The sequence below is a fragment of the Empedobacter sp. UBA7611 genome (assembly GCF_002484365.1).
GTDB classification, from domain to species: Bacteria; Bacteroidota; Bacteroidia; order Flavobacteriales; family Weeksellaceae; genus Empedobacter; species Empedobacter falsenii_B.
Genome location: NZ_DLJR01000047.1, coordinates 11813 through 36508 on the forward strand (window position 1 = coordinate 11813; position 24696 = coordinate 36508).

A 24696-nucleotide genomic window follows, 5' to 3' on the forward strand; every position below is an offset into this window, starting at 1 on the left:
TTTATATTAAAAAAAACTAAATCTTAGGTTCTTGTTGACTCAAACAATGGAAAGATCCTAATCCCCAAATAATATCTGTAGAATCTATTCCTATAACTTTACGATCTGGGAAACATTTCTGAATAATATCCAAAGCAATCGCATCTTTTGCACAACGATAAGTTGGAACGATTACTGATTTATTCGCAATATAAAAATTAGCATAAGAAGCTGGCAAACGCTCACCTTCGCAATAAACCGCATCTGGCATTGGCAATTCGATAATATTTAATGGACGTCCATCTTCCAATTTCATTTCTTGCAATTGGCGAAGATTCACTTGCAACAATTCGTAGTTATCATCCGATTCATCTGTTTCAACAACCGTCAAAACTGTATCTTCATTTACAAAACGAATTGTATCATCAATGTGTCCATCCGTATCATCACCAACAATTCCGTCTTCTACCCAAAGAATTTGCGAAACGCCGTAATAATTTCTTAAAAATTCTTCTATTTGTTCTTGTGAATAATCTGGATTACGATTTTCATTCAGTAAACAAGATTTTGATGTCATCAACGTATCTTTTCCATTGAATTCGACTGAACCTCCTTCCATAATAATTCCAGGATGAAAAACAGGAAGATTAAATTCTGCACCAATTCTTGTTGGCACAACATCATCATTTTCGAAAGGTGGATATTTTCCTCCCCACGCATTGAATCCCCAATCTACAATAACTTTTGGGTTATCAAGATTATTTTTATTCAACAAAAATGCAGGACCATGATCTCGACACCAAGCATCGTTTGTTTCGTTAAAATAGAACTCAACTTGTGACAAATTTGCATCCGTTTTTTCGATAAAAGACAAAGCAAAAATTTTCATTTCTTCATCTTTTACATTAATGCGAACTTTTTCACCTTTCGATAATTCAGCAATAAATTCAGCATAAGCTGGATAAATTAACTGAATACGATCTGGCCAAGATTCTTCTTTGTGCGGCCAAGACAACCATGTTGCTTCGTGTTCTTCCCATTCGGCAGGAAATCTATATCCTAAATCTTTTGGGAATTTTGATGTATCTATAGTGTTCAATTTTATTTCTTTTCTAAAAGTTTAAACGTATTTTCGATATGTCCAGTAACTTTCCAATTATCATGACCTGGAATAACTTGTTTAATTTTTGGATGTTTTGTAACTAATTTCTGTACTGTTTTTGGCCATTCAGTAACATTTGCTTCACCTGTGTAACCTAAATTTACAGCGTCAGCACCTTTTATCAAACAACCTCCATTCAGCACTTTATATTTTGGAAACCAAACCACAACATTATCAGAAGTATGTCCTTCACCAAAATATTCAACAACAAATTTTTCATTACCAAATTTGTATGTTTTTCCTAATTCAATCTCAAATTTCGAAGTCGCTTTTCCTTCTTTTTTTAATTTAGAATTGGTTAAAGAAGTTGCATAAGTAGGAATATTCAAATCATTATAAAAACTTAAATCTCCTGCTCTATCATCATGCGAATGTGTTGCAAACACAGCGATAACTGGCAAATTATACTTTTCTTGCAACATATCATTTAATTCTTGATATTGCGATTTCTGCCAAGGAACATCAAACAAAACGATTCCTTTATTCGTTACCAAATACATTCCATTTGCATTATACTCAACTCCATTAAACGAATTGAATGTTTGATAAACAAATAAATTGTTATTAATCGGATCAATCTGAATTGGTTTTATTTGACCAAATGCAAAACTTCCTATCAATGCTATAAGTGAAAATAATTTCTTCATTAATCCTCGTCTATAAAACGTTTTGTAATTGGTTGATAAGAATCGATGCGGCGATCTCTTAAGAAAGGCCAGTGTTTACGGAAGAAATCAGATTCGTTCAAATCCAATTCAACCACTTCTGTTTCCTCTTTATCATGCGTTGCTAAGTACAACAATTTTCCCTGCGCATTTGTCGCAAAAGAGCCTCCCCAGAACTTCATTGCTCCATCTTGCTCAAAACCAACACGATTTACAGAAATAACCGGAACTCCATTCGCAACCGCATGTGAACGCTGAATTGTTTGCCAAGCATTGTATTGATCTTGATTTGTTTCTTCGTCTTGCGTCGTATCCCAACCAATCGCAGTAGGATAAAATAAAATTTCTGCTCCCATCAATGCTGTTATACGAGAAGCTTCTGGATACCACTGATCCCAACAAATTAACACTCCAATTTTTCCAAATTTAGTATCAAAAACTTTGTAACCTAAATCACCTGGAGTAAAATAGAATTTTTCATAAAACGCAGGATCATCTGGGATATGCATTTTACGATATTTCCCTAAATATTGTCCATCAGCATCTAAAATAGCTGTTGTATTGTGGTATAAACCTTGCGCACGTTTCTCGAATAAAGAAGCAATAATTACAACTCCTAATTCTTTTGCTACAACTGATAACGCATCTGTTGATGGTCCAGGAATTGATTCTGCTAAATCGAAATTGTCGTAATCTTCGACATCACAGAAATATAATGAGGTAAACAATTCTTGCAAACACACAATTTGAGCGCCTTTTGCAGCTGCTACTTTTACTTGTTCGATTGCTTTGTTTAAATTTTCTTGTTTGTTATTAGTACAAGTCATTTGTACCATTCCAACTTTAACTTTTGCCATTCTATAAATAGTCTAAAAATAAAAATGAATAATAAGTACAAAAATAGCGAATTTAGTAGGATTTAATCTATTAGAATTTATATTTAAGAATATTTTATGTTCAAATGAGATGAAATTTAAATTTCTATCAATCTATCTAACAATGCTATTTTGAGAACAGATTTAAGAAAATTTTAAAAAAAGTTTACCTAAATATTATAATTTTTAACAAGTCTTTATTAAATTGTAACTTCTAATTTTGTCGCGTAATAATTTAAAACATGAAAAAATTAATTGCCCTTTCTTGTCTTTTTAGCGGAATATTTATTTCAGCTCAAAGTCAAGAAAGTTACATTTTAGCAGAAAATTCTGCCTCTTCATCCACTTCTATCTCTACAAAAAAAGTAACTTATGACGATCATTTAATGGCAGCAGAATCATTCAACGTTCCAATCGTGAAGAGTTTTGATGATATTGAAGGTTTAGTTGCTACAAAAAAATTAGTTGCTATTCCTGAGGAAGGAAATGGGTACACAATTGAAAAATTAACGCACAGTAAAGCTTTCTTAAATAACAGAGCTAAAACTGTTTTAGAACGAATTGCTTCAAAATTTTTGGACGAAAATAATGCTACAATTACTGTAACTTCACTTACTCGTTCAGAGGAAAGTCAAGCAAGTTTGAGACGAGTAAATAGCAATGCTGCAAAAGGTGAAAGTTCTCACAACTATGGAGCTTCTTTTGATTTGTCTTATACAAAATTCAATAATAAATATTCGTATAGCAAAACTCATCGTGATAATTTAGAAGCAATTTTAAAACAATTGCAAGATGATGGCAAAATTTACTATATCAAAGAATATAGACAACACTGTTTTCATGTAACGGTTCGTAATCCTGATCAATTTAAATCAACAACAATGTAATATATAAAAGTTCTTTTCTATTTTTGCAGAAGAGAATTGAATCATGAAACAATTTTTAACAACTTTTTTTATTTGCTCTTCTTTATTCGGTTACGCACAATCACGAGTTGTTATAGAACCTTCTAAAGAATATGTTCAGCATTTGAATGCCGCAAAATCTCATAAACTTGAGCTAATTGATGGTGATAAAAAGTTGAACAAGTACATTAATCAAGGTAAATTGGTTAAAATAAAACAGCGTGGTTATGGTTGGCGAGTTGGAGATTTAACGCATAGTCATTCATATCTTATTCCAAAAGGTCGAGATATTTTGACAAGTATTGCAAGTGATTTTGTAAAAGCAACAGGTCAAAATTTTTTCGTTGTTACATCAATGACACGAACGCTACATGATCAAAATCGTTTGAGAGGAATTAATAAAAATGCTTCTTCTAACGATAGTTCGCATAATTTTGGTGCTGCTTTTGATATTTCTTATGTTAGATTTAATCATAAAATTACACCTGATTCTAAACTAGAAAAAGAGTTAGAACAAGTACTAAAAAATTATGTCAGAACAGGCAAAATTTACTACGTAAAAGAATCTAAAATTAGATGTTTTCATATTATCGTTCGGAATTATTAAATTCTGAACGATTTTTTTTTGTTTGTAAATAATAACTATACAATAATCCTATAAACACAAACAAACTACAAAAACCAAATAAGTTTGACATTCCAAACAAACTGATAACACCACCAATTAGAGGACCTGTAATTCCCAATGAGATATCAATAAACAAGCCATACGCAGCTAAAGCAGCTCCTTTACTATTATCTGAAACCAAAGCAACAGCCTCTACTCCCATCGCAGGAAAAACCAATGAAAAACCAATTCCTGTAATACCTGCACCAATAAGAGCGATAAAAGAATTCGGAGCACTAAAAAGAATTAATAAACCTATCGTTTCGACTATCATGCAAATAATTCCAACTTTTAATCCTCCTAATGTATTAATTGAACTATTAAAAAATAATCGTCCTGCAATAAACAATAAACTGAAAACACTTAAACATAAAGCTGCATTCGACCAACTATAAAAGTCGTAGTAAAGTGTTATAAAATTGGAAATTCCTCCAAATCCAAGACCTGCAAGTGCTAAACAAATTCCAAAAGGAGCAACTGTTTTCAATACACTTATAAATGGTTGCGGAACTTTTGAAACTGCAGTTAATATATTCTCTTTATTTCTAGCTAAAAAATAACCTATAATCGCACAAACAATACTAAACAAACCAATAAAACCAAGTCCAAAATATTGATTTAAGATAACTCCCAATGGTGCTCCAATTGCCAATGCACCATAACTAGCAACACCATTATAAGAAATTGCTTTCGCTGTATGTTGTTGTCCAATTTTTAAAATTGCCCAGTTTATCGGACTTCCACCTACCATTCCTTCTGCTGCACCAGTAACCAATCTCGCAAGTACAAGAATAGCTAATGACAAAAAATGATTGTTTCTTGTGAAGTAACAAAAGTATAATAAAACTCCAGCTAAAATAAACAAACTCATACTCAATAAAACGGCTGGTTTAGGACCTTTTGTATCTACAATTTTTCCGGCATAACCTCTCAATATAAAAGTTGTCACATATTGCAAACTAATTACAATACCCGCTACAAGCTCAGTAAAACCTAATGTTTTTGTAATAAAAATAGGTAGAATAGCCAAAGGTAAACCTATCAGTAAATAACCTATAAATGAAAAACTTACATAACCTATAATTTGCATGAAAATTTGTCGTGAACTCATGCTTAATTTCTCTTCCATAACATAATGCAATCGGTTACAAATTTAGAATATTTAATAATCAAAGACAATTATTCATCCATTATTAAATTTGAAAATATGTTATTCTTATTTACTTAAATTTAATCTTTACTTATTGTTGTGTTAATCCGAGTACCGCATAAAATATAGAATTTTAACATCTACAAAACAAGAGATTCACACAATGAAAAAAATCGTATTATCGCTGATATTATTTGGAAGTTTTTATACTTCTGTCAACGCTCAACAACTTGCTAAAGGAATTGTTTTTGAAGATAAAAATCAAAACAATAAATTCGATAAATCAGAAAAACGTTTGGCAAACGTGCAAATTAGTAACGGAAAACAAGTTGTTTCGACAAATGATAAAGGAGAATATCAAATCGAGATTGATAACGAAACTATTTTGTTTGTCATTAAACCAACAAATTACAAAGTTCCTACAAACGAATTCAATCAGCCACAATTCTACTACATCAACAAACCTAATGGCTCTCCAAAATTAGAATATGCAGGTTCTGCTCCTACTGGAAATACTCCAAAGAGTATTGATTTTGCTTTAATTTCTACAAAAGAAAACGAAAAATTTTCGGCTTTAATTTTTGGTGATCCTCAAGCTTATACAGAAGAAGAAATCGAGTATTTCTCTAAAGGTGTAATTGATGATGTTAAAGGAATTAAAGGAATGGAATTCGGACTTTCTTTAGGAGATTTGGTTGGTGATGATTTGAATTTGCATCCATCTTATATAAAAGCTGTTTCGAAAGTTGGTTTACCTTGGTACAATGTTATGGGAAATCACGATATGAATTATGATGCAAAAGAAGATCAATATTCGGATGAAACGTTCGAGAAAAATTTCGGTCCAAATAATTATTCATATAATATCGGTAAAGCACATTTTATTGTTTTAGATGATATTTTATATCCAGATCCTCGTGATGGAAAAGGATATTGGGGAGGTTTCCGTCCTGATCAATTAGAGTTTATCAAAAATGATTTAAAATTTGTTCCAAAAGATCATTTAATTGTTTTAGCATTTCATATTCCGTTGCGTGACACACGTCCAGAAGATAGAAATCAATTATTCGAATTGTTAAAAGATTATCCAAATACAGTTTCGATGTCTGCTCATACACATTTCCAAGAACAGATTTTTTATGCAAATCAAGATGGTTGGCAACAACAAAAACCTCATCACGAGTACAATGTTGGAACAACTTCTGGTGATTGGTATTCGGGACCGAAAGATGCAAAAGGAGTTCCGGCCTCTACGATGCGTGATGGTACACCAAAAGGTTATGCTTTTTTACATGTAGATGGTAATCAATATAAATTTGATTATAAAGTTGCAAATTCACCAAAAGAAAAACAAATCGACCTGTACCACACAAAAAAAGTAAAAGAAGGTAAACGCAATCGTGCTTTTTTATATGCTAATTTCTTTATGGGACATGAATCAAATAAAGTTGAATATCGTGTAAATAATGGTGAATGGAAAGAGATGAATTGGGATCCAACAGTTGATTACAATTATATGGAAACCATCATGAAAATTGATAATGCAGAAATTACAAATATTGGTAACAGACCTTCTGCTCCAGAAATTTCGAAACATATTTGGTCAGTTCGTTTACCGAATAAACTAAAAGTTGGAACTTATCCAATTGAAGTTCGCGCAACCGATTTGTACGGAAACACTTTTACAGAAAAATCTTCTTTCGAAGTTATCAAATAAAAGCATTTTATTCACGTCAATGAGCCACTTCAAAAGAAGTGGCTTTTTTTAATAAAATATTTTACAATTTATCCATGTTAAATAAAAGTCAATAAACCTTTACTCAAATGTAAAATTAATATCAAGACCTTTATTTCAGTAATGTTTACTTAAAAATCTCTTAATCCTAAGTTAAACAACTTCACAAACGGAAGATTTAGTTTTGTTAAAATTTTTAACACATAAACATTTCACATTTACAGCTATGAAACAATTAAAATTACCACTACTTCTACTTGGTGGATTTTTAAGTTTACACGCCAATGCTAAAACTTACATTCATACAAATTATTATCATTCAATTTCTCAAGATCAGAATCCAATCAAAGGTCAAATCGTTGATCAAAATGGATTCGGAGTTGCAGATGTTGAAATTATCATCAAGGGAACATCTTTTAAAACATTTACAGATGGAGATGGTTTTTTCGAATTTGTTTCAGTAAATGTTGCTCATCCTACATTATTGGTAAATTCATCTCAACACAAATTTATTGAATACACACCGAAAGATATTTCTCAGATAAGAATTACTTTACAAGAAGAATCTAACCAACTGAATGAGGTAATTGTCACTGCTTTAGGGATAAAGCGAGAGTAGAAAAAATTAGGATTTGCACAACAAAATATAGGTTCAGAAGAACTTGCTACAGCAGAAGCGAATAACTGGTCTTCAGGATTAAAAGGAAAAGTAGCAGGTCTTAATATTATTTCTGGAGGAAATGGACCAATCAATTCTCAACAAATTATTTTACGCGGAGCAAATTCAATAGATCAATCAAAAAATTATGCTTTAATTGTCATCGATGGTGTTCCAATGAGTACAGAAATGACTTCTTCTGGAAACAATACTGCTTACATGGGCGATGATTCACCTATCGATTTTGGTAACGGTATTTCTGACATCAATCAAGCAGATATCGAAAGTGTAACCGTTTTAAAAGGTCCTTCTGCAGCGGCTCTTTATGGAAACAAAGCTGCAAATGGAGCTTTAATTATAACAACAAAATCAGGTAAAAAAGGTAAACAATTAGGTTTAGAATATAAATCAACTGTAGCTATTGACGTTATTAACAATTGGCCAGATTTTCAATATGAATATGGTCAAGGAACTGGAAAAAGTTTCGATAAAAACGGCAATCCTTATTACTCATATCAAACCTCAGCAGATGGACCAAATACAGGAAGTACTTCTTCTGCATTCGGTCCAAAATTTGACGGACAATCATTTTTTCAATATGATCCAACTTTAGAAAAACAAGGGGCTGAAAGAACTTTATGGCGTGCGTATAAAGATAATAGAAAAGGGTTTTGGCAAACTGGTTTCACTTTCAGTAATGCAGTTACACTTTCTGGTGGAAATGACAAAGGAAGTATGAGAGCTTCTATTGGACATCAGAAAAATAGCTGGATTATGCCAAATACAGGCTACGAAAATTATACTGCAGCTATTAATGGAAATTATCAAGTGAGTGATCGCATCAAAGTTTCGACTGCCTTAAACTATACTCGCAAAACAAGTGATAATTTACCAGGAACTGGTTACAATAACGGATCTATTGCTTATTTTATGATCTTCCAAAATCCAAACGTAAATTTAAATTGGTACAAACCAATTTGGAAAAAGGATTTCAATGGAGTAAAAATGATTCGCCCATTTAGTTCATACATGGACAATCCTTATGCAATTGCTTACGAAGCTGTTAATCCAATGAGTAGTAATCAGATTGTTGGAAATATTAGAGCAGATTTTAAGTTAAGCAATAAATTAAGCTTAATGTTACGTCCTGCAATTAATACGTATACACAATTGCGCGAACAGAAACGTCCATTTGATATGAATCGTACACCAAAAGGTTATTATAAAAGACAAGATGTTTCTAAAACTGAAACAAATATCGATTTCTTATTAACTTATACTGATAAATGGGGAGATTTTGGTTTCAATGCAAATGTTGGAGGAAATAGAAAAAATTACGAATACAGAAATTTAACCGCTTGGATAGATGGATTAGCATCTCCTGGAGTTTATAAACTTTCGAATAAATTAACTTCTTCTTTTGCAAGAACGTATGATTCGAATTTAAAAGAAAATTCATTATATGGAATGGCTTCATTTGGTTGGAAAGATATGATTTTCGTTGATATAACAGGACGTAACGACTGGAATTCTTCTGTAGCACTTAAATACAGTTCGTTCTTTTATCCTTCAGTTTCTTCAAGTTTTATCTTATCAGATTTATTTAAAATAAAAGGACCTATTAATTACTTGAAATATCGTTTATCATTTGCAAAAGTAGGTAATGGAGGAACTCCTGGCTGGACAAATAAATATTATGATCAAAGCGATTTTGCAGGATCTTCAATTGTACAAAATAGATTATTTAACCCAGATATAAAACCAGAATTAACCACAGCTTGGGAAACTGGTTTTGAAGCTTTATTATTCAAGAAAAGACTAAGCTTAGATTTCACTATTTATCAACAAAGTACAGAAAATCAAATTATAGAATTGCCAAATGATATAACAACTGGATACTCGAAGAGAGTTGTTAATGGTGGTGAAATAGAAAACCGAGGAATCGAAATAGCCGCTTCATATACAGCTATAAAAAATAATAATTTTAGTTGGAAAATGTCTGGAACTTGGACAAAAAATGAAAATAAAGTAAAATCTTTGGTCGATGGAATTGAAGATGATCAAATGATTCTTGGTCAATCTGGAACTGTTTATCAAATTGCAAAAATCGGTGGATCTTCAACTGCTTTATATGGAGAAAAATTTGTTAGAAACGAAGCAGGACAAATCATTTATGACAAAAAAACTGGTGTTCCTATTAAAAATGGATCGTTAGAATACGTTGGCGATGCAACTCCAAAATGGCGAGCAGGGTTTACAAACGAATTCAAATACAAAACATTGCGTTTCAGTTTTACTTTAGACGGACAATATGGTGGAATTGTCTATTCACAAAGTTACCATAAAATGATGGAGCAAGGAAAACTAGCAGATTCTTTACCAGGTCGCGAAGATGGTTTTATTATTGGTGACGGTGTTGTTTTAAACTCTGACGGAACTTATTCTCCAAATACAACAAAAGCTGATGTGGCAACTTATTATGCTGAATATAATCGTCGTGCAAATGTAGAATCTAATTCATTCGAAGCTTCATATTTAAAATTAAGAGATGTGAGTTTAACATTTGATTTTCCTAAAAGATTATTATCAAAAACAGGTTTACAAGCATTGTCATTAACAGTTTACGGACGCGATTTATTCACGATTAGTGATTTTCCTTTATACGATCCAGAAACAGCATCATTAAATGGAAATACTTATGTACCTGGAGTTGAAATGGGACAAATGCCGTCAACAGCAACGTATGGAGTAACCTTAAAAGCTTCATTATAATTTACAACATTCAATTTATTAAAATGAAAAAGATTTCAATTCAACTATTTTTTGCCTTCACTATAATTTCAACTGTTTTCTCTTGTACAAACGATTTTGAGAAAGCAAATGAAGATCCAAACTTAATCACAGAAATTAATTCAGGTTCTGTTTTAAATCCTGTTCTTTATGATTTGGCTGAAAATAATGTTCTAAAAAACTATGATATCACAGCACAATTAATGCAAGTACACATCCCTTTTCCAAGCAATGCTATGGGGCTTCATAGATATGATGTAACAACAGGAACGGGAAATTCGACTTGGAATAATGCCTACACAAATCTTGTTAATTTGGAGGAAATGCTAAAAGTTTCGCAAAAAGCTGGAGATGTCAATTATCAAGCAATTGCATTAACGCTTCGTTCTTTAGTTATTTCTAATTTAACCGATATGTTTGGCGATGTTCCTTTTTCTCAAGCAGCCAAAGCCGAAGAAGGAATTACAAAACCAAAATTTGATACACAACAAGATATTTATAAGCAATTATTAAATGATTTAGAGAAAGCAAATCAATTATATGTAACTAATCTAGGTCTAAAATATGGTACCGATATTTTATTCCCAAGTAGTAAAAAAAACATCAATATAACACGTTGGAAAAAATTCACAAATTCTCTTAAAATGAGATTATTATTAAGAATTTCGAATCGTGATGCATCTGCCTTAACAGAACTTAAAAAAATAATTGATAATCCGACAACTTATCCTATTTTCGAAAGTGAATCAGAATCTGCTATTTTACAAATTTCTGGTTTAGCACCAAGTTTATCTCCTTGGCCAAGAGCGCAAGATTATAGAGATAGTAGAACATTCACAACATTTTTTATAGATAAAATGAATGAAACGAATGATCCTCGTTTACCAATTTTAGTCAATAAAGCTTCTAATTTGGATGGTTCTTCATTAGGTTACAAAGGAGTTCCTGCAGCTTACGAAGGAAATAGTTCTGATTACAAATTCAATCCGTCATCTCCTAACAATGCAATTGTTGTCGCTCCAATGAAAATTCCATTAATGACTTATGCTGAAGTTGAGTTTATAAAAGCTGAAATGGCTCAAAAAGGTTTAGTTGGTGATGCAAAAACTCATTATGATAAAGCTGTAAAAGCCGCAATACAATTATGGACGAATATCGAGCCAACTGCTGAATTTATGGAGCAAGAAAAAATTAAATACAACAATACGTTAGAACGTATCATCGATCAAAAATATTTTGCTTTATTCTTTACAGATTACCAACAATGGTTTGAATATAAAAGAACTGGTTTTCCAAAATTACCGACAACTTCTACCATGTTGAATGATAAAAAAATGCCTCGTCGTATGCTTTATCCAACAAGTGTTAGAAATTATAATCCAGAAGGCTATCAAAATGCACTTCAACAAATGGGACCAGATAACATCAACACGCGTGTTTGGTGGGATGTAAATTAATTGCATACATTCCACATTTAATAGAAAACGACCTTGTAATTAAGGTCGTTTTCGTTTTATTTGTATCTTCACTAAAAATATTTATGCATATCGAAGAGTTAAGAGAGTTTTGTTTAGGACTTCCATTAGTCGAAGAAAAATTTCCTTTTGATCAAACTACTTTGGTTTTTTATATCACTGGAAAAATGTTTTGCCTTTGCGATATTGACGATTTTGATTCTGTAAATATCAAATGTGATCCAGATAACGCAATCGAATTACGCGCAACTTTCGAAGCTGTAATTCCTGGTTATCACATGAACAAAAAGCATTGGAATACCGTTAAAATTCATCAAGATGTAAAAGATTCTCAAATCAAAGAATGGATAAAAGATTCTTACAATTTAGTCATCTTAACTTTACCAAAATCTAAACGTCCTGAGTTACTTAAAGAATAATTTAAACTTAATTCTTAATATTTTTAGGTTATTTATATAGATATTATCATCTTTGTCATTCAATGGGGTGCTAAAAAGCTGAGAATATACCCAAGAACAATTTTGTTCTATACCTGATCCAGATAATGCTGGCGGAGGAATTGATGTTAGCAATAACTTCTATCTCCTCATCAAAACAAATTATGATGAAGGAAATTATTTTACAAACAACTTGGCTCGAATGGCTGGGTGTCACTTTTTCTATTTTTCAAGTCGTATTGGCGAGATTCAACAATCCAAAAAATTATTTATTTGGAATTGCAGGAATTACATTATCGCTTTTCGTCATGTTCAATTCTAAGCTATATGCCGAATTCACACTTAATATTTATTATTTAGTAATGAGCATTTATGGCTGGTTGTATTGGAAATTTGGACAACAAAAACACGAAATTGAAATTTCAACAGCCAACAAAAAAGAATGGGGAATTGTAACAGGAATTGTTTTGAGTAGTTTTACCATTTTTTATTTAGCACTTACACATTTTACCGATTCTGATGTACCAATTTGGGATTCAATCGTAAGCGCATTTGCTTGGGCAGGTATGTGGTTAATGGCAAAACGTAAACTCGAAAATTGGATTTTGTTGAATATTAGCAACATTATTTCAATTCCATTAATGATTCACAAAGATTTGTATTTATACGCTATTTTATCGTTGATTTTATTCTGCGTAGCGATTTCTGGATATTTTAATTGGAGAAAAATTTTGAATGAAAAAAATGCTTGATATTCCCAAACTTCGACAACAATTATTAAATAAAGAATCGTTTAATCAAGTAGTTCTCGATCATATTTACACTCAAAATTGGTTGAATATTTGGGTTCCTAAACAATACAATGGACTTGGTTTACATTTTTCCGAAGGATTAAAAGTTTTACAATCTGTTGCTAAAATTGACGGAAGTTTAGGTTGGTTTATAACGCTTTGTAGTGGTGCAAATTATTTTTCTCGAAATCTAAAACCTGATGTTGCTTCTAATTTATTCTCTTCACAAAAAACGTGTTTTGGAGGAAGCGGAATGCTTGGTGGAACTGCTGAAAAAGTTGGAGATAAATATATCATAAACGGTTTGTGGCATTATGCAACTGGCGCTCCTTATCTCACTCATTTTACATTAAATGCGAAAATAATCGAAGATGGAAAAGAGATTTTGGATGAAAATGGTGAACCAAAGTTTTTGTCATTTATTTTAAATCAATCTCAAGTTAAATTAATTTCTACCTGGAAATCAATGGGAATGGTTGCAACATCTTCTCATAGTTTTGAAGTAGAAAATGAAATCGTTCATCAAGATTATAGTTTTATTTATAATGAATTTTATAGTGATGATTTGGTTGAAAAAATACCTTTCCGAATTTTTGCTGATTTAACTTTATTGGTAAATTATCTTGGAATGGCAGAACATTTTATCGAAAAAAGTTTAGAAATTATTCATTACCAAAAACAAACAGATTTCGAACATTTCGTTACTAAATCAACTTCGAAAACTATTGAGTTTGCTAAAACAATAGAAAACTTATTAGCAAATAACTCTCCTATTTCAGAAGAAATCGAAACTAAAATTCATTCATTTGGAATAAAAACTGTTGAAAAAATCACTCAATTTATCATTGAAATTTATCCACAACTTGGAATTAAAGGTTCAAAAATCAATGAAGAAATCAATCAAATTTTCAGAGATTATTTTACCGCAACTCAACACCGAAATTTTAGACAAAATATTCAGCTCAAATAGTCTATTTATCTATATTTGCAAAACTTTTGGCTGCGTAATTTAATGGATAGAATATCAGATTCCGGTTCTGACAGTAAGGGTTCGAATCCCTTCGTGGTCACTATTTTATTTTTTTTTGCAATTTTTTTTTCATAGTTTAGCATATCACTAATTATTAATTAACACGTTATTATGAGAAAAAAATTACTATCTCTTTTATCGATAGCAGCAGTAGCTGTATCTTTTGGTCAAACTTATACAACACAAAATAGTGGTATTCCATTACAATCCTTTGGAGCAAGAGAATACTCTATTGTAGATCCTAATACAGCATGGATTACTTATTTTGATGGGGCTGGTACTCAAACATATCCTAAATATGTAGGGGTAACTACTAATGGAGGATCAACTTGGAAAGCTAATTTAGTATCTAATTTACCTTCAAATGCTTTAATATCAGATGTTGGAGCTGTAAATGGTACAACAGCATTTATTGTAACAGCACCTGCTTCAGGTTCTGGAGCTGCAAATGGTTTATGGAAAACAACAAATAGCGGAACATCATGGGCTAAAGTTTCAGGAGTATTTGGAACTAGTTCTTTCGGAAATATCATTCATTTCTTTGATGCAAATAATGGTTTGGTTATTGGAGATCCTATTAACGGTAAATACGAAATGTACAAAACGACAGATGGAGGTAATACTTGGAGTACATTAGGCACAGCTCCTTCAACTTTAGTTAGTACTGAATATGGATACGTAGCTGGTAGAGTATTTTTAGGAGAAGATTTATGGTTAACTTCAAATACTGGTAGAATTTTACATACAAATGATAGAGGAGCTACATGGAAATCTTACTTCTCTCCAGTCGATGATTTTTCAGGTGAAGACTCAAGTGCTAGCATGTCCTTTTCTTCATCTAAATATGGATTATTAGTAGATAATACAGCTGTATTATGGTTCACTGAAGATAGTGGAGCTAACTGGGATGTTATGTCATCAAATAGTTATTATGATGGAGATATTTCATATATCCCTGGATCTAATGGAATCTTCCTTTCAACAGGATTTAGCTCAGCTTCAGAATTAGGTGTAGGATCTGCTTACTCTAAAGATAATGGTAAAACTTGGACTAAGATTGATGATGGTCAACAAAGATTATTTATCGGAGCTTACGATTGTAAATCTGTTTGGGTTGGTCATTACACTTCAGATACAAAAGGAACAGGTGGAGTTTTGAAATTAAATGATATTCCAGGCTGTACATTAGCGACGACAGAACAAACAGCAACAAAAGTTGAATTAAAAGCTGTTGTAAACGGTGGTACACTTAATGTTATTTCAAACAAAGAAATAAAAAGCGTATTGGTTGGAGACTTAACAGGAAGAAAACTTTCAGAAGTACAATCTAAAGATGTTAATATTTCTGCATTAAAAGCTGGTGTATACTATGCTCGCGTAGCTTATGCTGATGGTGCTTATGGAACAGTGAAGTTTATTGTAAAATAATATACATCTTATAAAAAATTAGAAAGGACAAAACCAAGGTTTTGTCCTTTTCTATTTCTACATTTGCCAAAATTTTTTCAGTTTTGGAAATCGAGATTCTATTCTATTTATGCATGGCAGCTTTTTGCGCTGGCTTCATCGACTCTATTGTTGGTGGTGGTGGATTAATACAAACGCCATTATCACTTGCTTTTTTACCTAATTTACCTGTTTCAACAGTAATCGGAACGCTAAAAATTCCAGCATTTAGTGGAACAGCTTTAGCAACTTCACAATATCTAAAAAAGGTAAAAATAGATTGGAAACTTTTCACGATTATGGCTATATGCGCATTTGTTTCTGCTTTTTTAGGATCACAATTGTTAACGGTTATCAATAATGATTTTATGAAGCCTGTTTTGTTAATCATTTTGATTGTTTTAGCCATTTACACTATTTTCAAGAAAGATTTTGGACAAGCAACCGAGCGTAAAATTCCTTACCACATTGCGATTATCAATGGTTGTATTGTGAGTATTGCAGTTGGTTTTTACGATGGTTTTATTGGCCCTGCAACTGGAACTTTCTTTATTTTGGGATTCGTAACACTTCTTGGCATGGATTTTTTGAAAGCTAATACCAATGCAAAACTGATTAATTTAGCGACTAATTTTGGTTCGATTTGTTTATTTTTAATCAAAGGGCAAATTATTTGGAAAATAGCTTTACCAATGGCTGTTTGCAACGCTTTAGGAGGTTTTATTGGAGCAAAATTAGCCATCAACAAAGGGAATAAATTTATTCGATACATATTTATTTTGGTAATCCTACTCTCAATTTGTAGATTTGGTTATGAAGTAATTTTCAAATAAATGAAAACCATTCTTTCAATCATTTTTGTTTCGATATTTATCACTGTTTTTGCTCAAAAGTTTGAGTTAAAAGATTCTGTTTTGATTGAAAATAAGACAATCAGATCAATTGATACTGATCTAAATAATTCGATTTATTTGATTTCGGACACAAAAATTGAAAAAATATTTCAGTCGAAAAAGAACAAAATTAGTAATCTTAAAAATATCATTACTTCGGTTGATGTCAATAATCCGCTTCGAGCTTATGTGTATTCAAATTTTAATCAACTCACTATTTTAGATGAAGATTTGAACCCTATTCAGGATATTGTAAATATTAAATCAAACGATTTCATGCCAGCTGCATTAAAAGTTGTTGACACACAATTTTGTTGGTTTTATGATTTAATCGGGAATAAAATTGTTTACTATAATTATCAATTGCAAAAACCAATTCTGACGTCAAAACAAATCTATTTGAAGCATAATGATCAATCAATCGATAAAATACATGTATACAAAAATTTAGTGTATTTAAAAGGTCAAAAAACAATTTATGTTTACGATGATTATGGAAATTTCAAATCTAATTTTGAATTTGACACCAATCAGCAACCTTATTATTTTTATAAAGATGTTATTTTCTATATAAATGACAATAAACTAATATCAAAAAATATTATCAATCAAAATTTGACAACTTTTATTGATTTAGAAAATGTAAAAAGTTTTGCGCTTAACGAAAAAAATCTTTATACTTTAGTCGAAAATAAAATTTATTCTTATACAATTTTAAATACAAATAATTAAGAACAAACTATTTAATCAATTAAAATTAATTACTAATTTTTATTTATTTTTAATTTATAATTGAATAAAAAATCATAAATCAATCGGAATAATTTTTTTCTAAAAAAAGATTTTTCTATGAGTCGCTTGCTTAGATTTTGTTTTGAAAATTAAGCTTTAGTATATTTGCAAACGTTAAAATAATTGGAAAATGCATATCGCCATAGCCGGAAATATTGGAGCAGGTAAAACTACTCTAACAAACCTTTTAGCAAAACAATACAACTGGACAGCTCAGTTTGAAGATGTAGAAATGAATCCGTATTTGGATGATTTTTACAACGACATGGAAAAATGGGCGTTCAATCTTCAGATTTATTTCTTAGGAAGCCGTTTTAATCAAGTAAAAGAGATTAGAGAAAGCGGAAAAGACATTATTCAGGATCGTACAATTTACGAAGATGCGCATATTTTTGCGAGTAACTTAAACGATATGGGATTATTGTCTACAAGAGATTACAACAACTATTTGCGTGTTTTTAATTTGATGACAAGTTTTGTAGAAGCACCAGATTTATTGATTTATCTTAAAGCTTCTATTCCTACATTGGTTTCGCAAATTCAGAAACGTGGTCGCGATTACGAAAACTCGATTAGTATTGATTATTTGAATCGTCTAAACGAGAAATACGACAAGTGGATATCGAATTATAAAGAAGGAAAAGTGTTGGTAATCGACGTGGATAATTTAGATTTTGTTGAAAATAAAGAAGATTTAGGATTCATTTTCAATAAAATAGAAGGAGAAATTAACGGACTTTTTTAGTTAGAAAAAATAAAGTAACTTGCACGGCTTGATTTTAAATTTAATCAGGCCGTTTTTTTGCGTAAAAAATTATGGAAAATAAAAGTATTTTGAAGGGAGTTTTGTTCGTTGCAATGGGCGCTAGTTTCTACGGAATGTTAGCAACATTTGTAAAAATTGCATACGATCAAGGCTATACGACTGCCGAGGTAACGACCTCGCAGTTTGTTTTAGGAATTTTGATTTTGGGAATCATCAACTTATTTATGATGAGTAAAAAAGATTTACCAAAGATTGAACAAAAAGATAAAAAAAGGTTGGTTCTTGCTGGAACTTCGTTAGGTTTCACAAGTTTATTTTACTATCTAGCGGTACAATATATCAATGTATCAATCGCAATTGTATTGTTGATGCAAACGGTTTGGATTAGTATTTTGGTTGAGAGTATTTTGGGTAAACAATTTCCTTCTGCCAAAAAATTAATTGCAATGGTTTTGGTATTATTTGGAACTGTTTTGGCGACAAATTTAATCAATCAAGAAGTCGAATTAAATCCTAAAGGATTGTTTTGGGGATTTTTAGCAGCTTGTTCTTTTACAGCTACTATGTTTACATCTAATAGTTTAGCCAATTACTTGCCAGCTTACAAAAAAAGTTTGTGGATGCTTTTTGGTGGTTCTATTATTGTGTCTTTATTTTTGTTTTTTAGCCAAATCGGACCTTATTACTTTGATGGTTTAATGAGCTTTTACAACAATTTTTCGAGTGATGTAAATGGAATTCATGCATTCAATTTTAGCATTTTTTACACTTGGGGATTACCGTTGGCAATTTTCGGAACTGTGTTACCTCCTATTCTTTTAAACAAAGGTTTTCCGCACACAGGATTAGGTTTGGGAAGTATTGTTTCTTCGTTAGAATTACCCGTTTCCGTAACTATGGCTTTTGTCCTTTTACACGAGCAAGTTCTCGCGATACAATGGACAGGAATAGCTGTTATTATTTTTGCGATTATTATATCAAATCTGAATTTCAAGAAAAAATAAATTCAAAATCCTCAACATTTGTTGGGGATTTTTTTATTAAATATCCTTAATTTGTAAAATACAATAACTAATTTACATAAAAATGGGAGTAACTCTTTCTCAAAATATCATAGATCAATTATTAAAAGATTCATTAGAAGATTTAAAAAAATCTATATTTTATAATAAAATAGATATAAATTCTCTAAAAATTAATCGTACAAATGGAATTATCTATTTTATTTACATAAAAAAGAATAATGAATATATTTTAAAATATATAGGGAAAAGTAACGGAAAATATTTTAAATCAAGACTTAAAGCTCATTTTTTTGGTATTGGAAAAGGAACTCAATCTAAATTTGAACGAATAAAATTAGAAGATGATGTTTACTTCAAATATATAGAAACAACTCCTAACTCTTTAAGAAATTTAATAGAAGAACTTCTTATCGAGAAATATCAATCTCAAAACTTATGGAATTATAAATCATAACAAAAAAAGCCAACTCGTAATAAGTTGGCTTTATATTTTGCGTAAATCTAAATTATTTCACCAAAATTTTATTCGCTAATTGATTTGTTCCATCAATTTTTTCTTGAATTGGTAAACCTAATATCTTCGCAAGCATTGGATAGATTTCTGTATTTGGAAAAACTTTAATCTCTTTACCAGACTTAATATTTGGTCCCCAAGCCATAAAAGTCGCTTTCATTTCTAGCGTTTCTTTTACATAAAAACCATGCGAACCTTTCGGCGCATTCTTGTTTGAAAAATAGTTTGGCGAATGTGCAATCAAAATAATATCTCCAATGCGATTATATCGATCATTCTTTTTATCAAAATGATATTTAGATGGAACATTTGTTGTTTTATACACTTCGAACGTATTATTCTGAACCGCTTTTATTTCTTTGTAAATTGATTCGATATCATTTTTATCTTTTACAAAAAGACTTACATAAGAACCATTCGAAGCAACTTGTACTTTTGATTCATCAATTTTAATTGGCAATTTCAATGGATTTTCGTCATCAATTCTTGTCATTCCGTGATCAGAAACAAACACAAAATTCACTTTCAAACCTGTTTTTGCAACCTCATCATTCAATTTCTTGATTGATTGATCTACAAACTGTACAGCTTCCTTTGTTTCAGGCGCATCAGGTCCAAAAGAATGTCCTGCGTGATCTACTTCCGGAAAATAAAACGTAATCAAATGTGGACGTTTTTCAGCTGGTAATTCTAACCAATTAACCACTTGCTGAATACGGTAATCAATTGGTGATTTCTCCGAATACTTGTACGAATACGTTGGAAACATACCATTAATAGGCGCTTCCGAACCTGGCCAATAGTAACAAGCAGCTAACATTTTGTTCTGCTCTGCAAGATTCCAAATTGGCGTTCCTCCGTACCATTTCGGATTGATAACCGCATTTCTATTTCCCAATGAATAACGATCACCAACTTCTCTATCTAACATATTATTCCCCACCAAACCGTGATGAATAGGCGTCAAACCAGTTACAATTGTGTAATGATTTGGAAACGTAACCGAAGGAAAAGACGGATACATAGCATCTGCTTTCACTCCATTTTTAGCCAAAGCTAATAGATTTTTAGCTTCATGTTTTTGAGCATAATCATAACGAAAACCATCTGCTGAAATCAAGATAACATAAGGTTTATCTTGTTGTTTAGCATCATTCACACGATTTTCGATTACGATTTGTTCTTCGATTTCTTGCGCATTTGCTGTAACAGAGAACGTTAAAACAATTGCAGAAAATATACTAAGTATTGATTTTTTCATGCCTCTAATTTAGAAAGTTTTATACTTAGAATGAATTAAAAAAATGTCAAATCTTCATGAAAAACAATAAAAAAACTGATTTATAAATAAACCAGTTTCATAATATGTTAAGCAAAACTTATCAAATCTTCGTAGGCTTTTTTAGCTCCTTCAAAAACTTGTTGTTGCTCTTCTTCTGTTGTAAATTCTTGATTGATATAACCAATAAAAGTTTTCCAGATTTGACCAAGGTTTTCACCATAATGTCCAAAATAATTGAAACTTTTATTCTCTAAAAATGGATACTTTTTCAGTGTTTTTGCAATAACATTTCCGCCAAGCATGGAACCTTCTATCACATACAAAGCTCCAATTGCTTCGGCTCTATTTTGTAATTCGAATTGTTTTGGTATATTCAATTCTTCTAAGCCCAACTCGTTAATATCTTGTTGAATCAAAGACAATTTATTGAGTTTTGTTAAGGCTAAATTTTCTAAGTCTTTTTCATTCAAAAATTCTTTAATAGAATCTTCATACGATTTTAGAAAAATATGATTAACCTGCAACATTTTATAATAATTTTTATCTGTAAATGTGCTGTTAAACAATTTATTCGATTCTAATTTATCTTCAATTTCTTTGTGATAAACCGCTGTTTTTTCTTTTAAATAATCAGATAGCATTTGTTAGATTTTTTTAAATGTTAATATAAAAGTTGTTTCTTCTCCCACTTTACTTTCAAAAGATATACCACCATTCATTCTATCCATCATTCTGTGCGCAATAGAAAGCCCTACACCATTTCCAGAGATATTTCCTGTGTTAGACATTCTGCTAAATAGCTTAAACATCTTGTTGTAATCTTCCTGTTTTATTCCGATTCCGTTATCTTTTACTTTAAAAATAACCTCCTCTTCATTCAATTCGGACCATATTTTTATGATTGGATGTTGTGCTTGGGAAGAATATTTTATTGCATTACCAATAATATTCAGAAAAACCTCATAAAACATCGTTTTATCCCCCAAAACATTATGTATTTCTTCTACAACAACTTGTGTATCATTAGTTTTATAATACAATAAAACATCGTGTATAATCTTTTCTATGATTGGTTTTGTTTCGATTGTAGACAATACAATTTCTGATTTTTTAGCTTTACTCAACGCCAAAAGATCCTGCATCATTTGTGTCATTCGATCAATTTCTTCAATAACACTTTTTAATCGATCATTTTTAATTTCATCATCTATCAAACTTCTTTGAAGCATCTGACAATTCAATTTCATCACCGATAAAGGTGTACGTAAATCGTGAGAAACTGTATAGGTAAACGAGTCTAATTCGTCATTTATTTCCTTTAATTGCTCATATAAACTATGAATTTTGAATGATTGTAAATGAAGTGTTTCTATAATTAACTTTATTACTTCTTTGGCAACATATTTCTCCTTATCTAACCAAATAAACGATTTATTCTTAATATTCTCTTGCCAAATTTTGAAAGAAGTTCGAGGAGAAAAACTATGTATTTCATCGCCATTTATAACATCTACATTTTTAATTTTACTTGGTTCTCCAGCCCAATCTAAGGTTTGAACTTGTTCTTTTTTGAACCAAATAATAAAATGTTCGTAAGTTTGATTTAGAAAACAAAACATTACACCAGCCGAACTTGGACTAAGCCTAATCTCTTGTCCATAATCTAGATAAAAAGTATTCGAGGTAAATAAACGTGCTGAGTTTCTTTTAAATGCCCATTCTTTTATTCTCAAAATTTCTTCTTTATCTGGCGTTTCGCCTTCTACAAAAACATCGTCAAAATTAACCAACGCAATCCCATCTGCCTTTGTAAGGTTAAGAACCTCTTTTAGATTATTGTTCATTGATTGCTGAAGATTTTCTTCCGTTAAAAGATTTTCTTTCAGTTTAATCGCTGTTTCGTTAAAATGATTTTGGAACTTTAATCGTTCAGTTGATTTAAAATTCACATAAGTCAACCTTGCTTGACGCGTCAATAATTCAGTTTGCAAACGAACTTGATTTGGAATAAATTTTGGCTTGGAATTCTGACATGCTACAATTCCCCACAATTTTTCGTTAATTACAATAGAAATAGAGAAACTTGCTTCACAATTAGCATTGCGTAAATACTGTAGATGTATCGGAGAAAGTGCTCTAACAGAAGAGTACATCAAGTTTATTTTTTGATAATTCTCATTACTAATTAAAATGATTCTTTTACTATCAACATCTGCAACCAAACGGCTTTTTTTCTTTAAATACAGTTGACGTGCTTGTTTAGGAATATCAAATTCTGGAAAACGCAACCCCATATAAGAATCTAATCCCTTATCACTTTCTTCCGCTATAACAACGCCACTACCATCTTCCAAAAATTTATACAACATTACTCTCTCGTAATGAATCAAACTCTTGATAGATGAAATCAACCTATCCCAAGTTGAGCTTATAGACTTAGAGTACAGGATTTGTTCAGAAAAATTATAATAAGCTAATCTGTTTTCTAAAATAATTAATTCTTCTAACTCCAAATAAATCAATTCATCAAAATGATAAACTGTTAAATGGTAGGTTTTTGAATTAACTTTTGTATTAGTTCGGTAAAATTCACCTTGTTCTAAATTCAAAACCTCATCAAAATCAAGCTCAAAATCATGAAGTTGATTAATATGTTGGCTTAATATCTTTTCAGTAGAAATTTTAAATAATTCATCAATATTTTGAGAAAAAAATTCAATTTGATGCGAATTTTTATGAATTCCTATCAAATATCCAAAAGGTTGAATTTCGTTGAGAAACTGAATTTCTTCGTCTTCACAATTTTTGATGATTTGGTTGATCATATAAATGGTTTAGGAGTGTAATTATGAATCTAAGGTAAATTTATTTTTTAATCTTCTTGTCTTTTAATTTTCAGAATATAGTTTTCTAACTCTAATTCATCGGTATCTACTAATTCGAAATCATTAAAATGAGTTAAACTTTTCTCAAAAAATGCTGTAACTTTTTCTTTTTCTAACGATGGATGAACTTTAATTCCGTTAAATTTTATGTTCTTCATATAGACATAAAAATCATAATCAAAATCGGTTTCTCCTAAATAAGTATTGGCTATTTTTCCTTTCCATTTGATGTCAAAAACACCAAATTCTTCTGTATCTAAAAACGTAATTTCGTGCTGAGCAACCGTGTCATTACCTAACATTGAAATACCAAAAGCAAGATTTTCTGACTCGTCAAGATTTACTGGAAGAGGATCAATTTCGAATGTTTTTTTATTGAGTTGATTAAAATCTAATTGCGCATCATTGTCTATCTTTATCCCTTTGTTGTTCCAATATGTACTCGAGATGATTGCGTGATCATAATTAATCCAAAGTTGCTTTTCGGCATTCTCTTCAGAAATGTCATCTATTTCATCCAAATCATCTTTATATTCTTCTTCTTCGTCATAATTATCTGACTCTAAATGAAGATCCATCCAAAGGTCAAAATTTTCATCAAGGCGAGCACTCCAAACAAAATCTATTACTTTGTGTCCGTTTGTAAATGGGCTATTCGAAAAATATATTTTGTTATTATCCTTACTCATAAATTGGGTTTTGACTTATGTTTTTGAATTTACAACGATTATTCTACTCTACAAAATTTAAAAAAATAATTGGTTCGTTTATTAG

Annotated in this window: 22 protein-coding genes, 1 tRNA gene and 1 pseudogene; 16 read left to right on the plus strand and 8 right to left on the minus strand. The window is 30.9% G+C overall.

Annotated elements, in window-relative coordinates; genetic code table 11:
• Positions 1–16 precede the first annotated feature (16 nt).
• The 3 genes from B3R94_RS08140 to B3R94_RS08150 are packed head-to-tail and all read right to left on the minus strand — an operon-like array spanning position 17 to position 2663.
• Positions 17–1078 carry an agmatine deiminase family protein gene (locus B3R94_RS08140; RefSeq protein ID WP_291100003.1) on the minus strand — a complete coding sequence of 354 codons (1062 nt, stop codon included), beginning with the start codon at positions 1076–1078 and terminating at the stop codon, positions 17–19.
• 2 nt (positions 1079–1080) lie between these two features.
• Positions 1081–1788, minus strand: coding sequence for a subclass B1 metallo-beta-lactamase EBR-4 (locus tag B3R94_RS08145; protein WP_114999921.1), 708 nt, complete (start codon positions 1786–1788; stop codon positions 1081–1083).
• Complete coding sequence (locus tag B3R94_RS08150; RefSeq protein ID WP_038333641.1) at positions 1788–2663, minus strand: carbon-nitrogen hydrolase; 876 nt, start codon at positions 2661–2663, stop codon at positions 1788–1790. The genes B3R94_RS08145 and B3R94_RS08150 overlap by 1 nt, the downstream gene beginning before the upstream one ends.
• Before the next feature lie 260 nt (positions 2664–2923).
• On the opposite strand from B3R94_RS08150, the gene B3R94_RS08155 reads away from it, so the two are divergent.
• Complete coding sequence (locus tag B3R94_RS08155; protein ID WP_125350533.1) at positions 2924–3568, plus strand: DUF5715 family protein; 645 nt, start codon at positions 2924–2926, stop codon at positions 3566–3568.
• A 43-nt stretch (positions 3569–3611) separates the two neighbouring features.
• A complete protein-coding gene (locus B3R94_RS08160) occupies positions 3612–4193 on the plus strand; it encodes a DUF5715 family protein (RefSeq protein ID WP_280061989.1) in 582 nt (193 codons plus the stop codon).
• Here B3R94_RS08160 and B3R94_RS08165 read toward each other — a convergent pair.
• Positions 4174–5364 carry an MFS transporter gene (locus B3R94_RS08165; RefSeq protein WP_115002020.1) on the minus strand — a complete coding sequence of 397 codons (1191 nt, stop codon included), beginning with the start codon at positions 5362–5364 and terminating at the stop codon, positions 4174–4176. The genes B3R94_RS08160 and B3R94_RS08165 overlap by 20 nt on opposite strands.
• 202 nt (positions 5365–5566) lie before the next feature.
• Between B3R94_RS08165 and B3R94_RS08170 the strand changes: the two genes are divergently transcribed.
• From B3R94_RS08170 to B3R94_RS08235, 14 genes and pseudogenes are all read left to right on the plus strand, one after another.
• Positions 5567–7120: a calcineurin-like phosphoesterase C-terminal domain-containing protein gene (locus B3R94_RS08170; RefSeq protein ID WP_291100009.1), complete on the plus strand. Its 1554-nt coding sequence runs from the start codon at positions 5567–5569 to the stop codon at positions 7118–7120.
• Positions 7121–7364: 244 nt separating this feature from the next.
• On the plus strand, positions 7365–7757 hold the full coding sequence (locus B3R94_RS08175; protein ID WP_280051651.1) for a carboxypeptidase-like regulatory domain-containing protein: 393 nt from the start codon (positions 7365–7367) through the stop codon (positions 7755–7757).
• Positions 7758–7775: 18 nt separating this feature from the next.
• A pseudogene (locus B3R94_RS08180) lies at positions 7776–10568 on the plus strand (SusC/RagA family TonB-linked outer membrane protein); the annotation flags it as partial.
• A gap of 23 nt (positions 10569–10591) precedes the next feature.
• Positions 10592–12043, plus strand: a complete 1452-nt coding sequence (locus tag B3R94_RS08185; RefSeq protein WP_291100013.1) for a SusD/RagB family nutrient-binding outer membrane lipoprotein — start codon at positions 10592–10594, stop codon at positions 12041–12043.
• A gap of 83 nt (positions 12044–12126) precedes the next feature.
• Positions 12127–12480 (plus strand): MmcQ/YjbR family DNA-binding protein, encoded by a 354-nt coding sequence (locus B3R94_RS08190; RefSeq protein WP_291100016.1) that lies wholly within the window; start codon positions 12127–12129, stop codon positions 12478–12480.
• Between the two features lie 182 nt (positions 12481–12662).
• Complete coding sequence (gene pnuC, locus B3R94_RS08195; protein WP_291091689.1) at positions 12663–13250, plus strand: nicotinamide riboside transporter PnuC; 588 nt, start codon at positions 12663–12665, stop codon at positions 13248–13250.
• On the plus strand, positions 13234–14259 hold the full coding sequence (locus B3R94_RS08200) for a hypothetical protein (RefSeq protein ID WP_291100019.1): 1026 nt from the start codon (positions 13234–13236) through the stop codon (positions 14257–14259). The genes pnuC and B3R94_RS08200 overlap by 17 nt, the downstream gene beginning before the upstream one ends.
• A 28-nt stretch (positions 14260–14287) precedes the next feature.
• A tRNA-Arg gene (locus B3R94_RS08205) sits at positions 14288–14359 on the plus strand.
• Between the two features lie 71 nt (positions 14360–14430).
• Positions 14431–15747, plus strand: coding sequence for a YCF48-related protein (locus B3R94_RS08210; RefSeq protein WP_291100022.1), 1317 nt, complete (start codon positions 14431–14433; stop codon positions 15745–15747).
• Between the two features lie 83 nt (positions 15748–15830).
• A complete protein-coding gene (locus B3R94_RS08215) occupies positions 15831–16598 on the plus strand; it encodes a sulfite exporter TauE/SafE family protein (RefSeq protein ID WP_291100025.1) in 768 nt (255 codons plus the stop codon).
• The gene (locus tag B3R94_RS08220; RefSeq protein WP_291100028.1) at positions 16599–17390 is read left to right on the plus strand and encodes a hypothetical protein; all 792 of its coding nucleotides are present in this window, start codon (positions 16599–16601) and stop codon (positions 17388–17390) included.
• Between the two features lie 190 nt (positions 17391–17580).
• Positions 17581–18195, plus strand: a complete 615-nt coding sequence (locus tag B3R94_RS08225) for a deoxynucleoside kinase (protein ID WP_038333632.1) — start codon at positions 17581–17583, stop codon at positions 18193–18195.
• A gap of 71 nt (positions 18196–18266) precedes the next feature.
• On the plus strand, positions 18267–19220 hold the full coding sequence (locus tag B3R94_RS08230; protein WP_286475509.1) for an EamA family transporter: 954 nt from the start codon (positions 18267–18269) through the stop codon (positions 19218–19220).
• 82 nt (positions 19221–19302) lie between these two features.
• A complete protein-coding gene (locus B3R94_RS08235) occupies positions 19303–19695 on the plus strand; it encodes a GIY-YIG nuclease family protein (RefSeq protein WP_286475512.1) in 393 nt (130 codons plus the stop codon).
• A 52-nt stretch (positions 19696–19747) separates the two neighbouring features.
• On the opposite strand, the gene B3R94_RS08240 is transcribed toward B3R94_RS08235, so the two are convergent.
• From B3R94_RS08240 to B3R94_RS08255, 4 genes are all read right to left on the minus strand, one after another.
• On the minus strand, positions 19748–21016 hold the full coding sequence (locus B3R94_RS08240; protein ID WP_291100033.1) for an ectonucleotide pyrophosphatase/phosphodiesterase: 1269 nt from the start codon (positions 21014–21016) through the stop codon (positions 19748–19750).
• Between the two features lie 107 nt (positions 21017–21123).
• Positions 21124–21678, minus strand: a complete 555-nt coding sequence (locus B3R94_RS08245) for a biliverdin-producing heme oxygenase (RefSeq protein ID WP_280049762.1) — start codon at positions 21676–21678, stop codon at positions 21124–21126.
• Between the two features lie 3 nt (positions 21679–21681).
• Entirely contained in the window at positions 21682–23862 is a 2181-nt protein-coding gene (locus B3R94_RS08250) for an ATP-binding protein (RefSeq protein ID WP_125350205.1), read from the minus strand.
• Between the two features lie 47 nt (positions 23863–23909).
• Positions 23910–24611: a hypothetical protein gene (locus B3R94_RS08255; RefSeq protein WP_038333628.1), complete on the minus strand. Its 702-nt coding sequence runs from the start codon at positions 24609–24611 to the stop codon at positions 23910–23912.
• Positions 24612–24696: the final 85 nt, after the last annotated feature.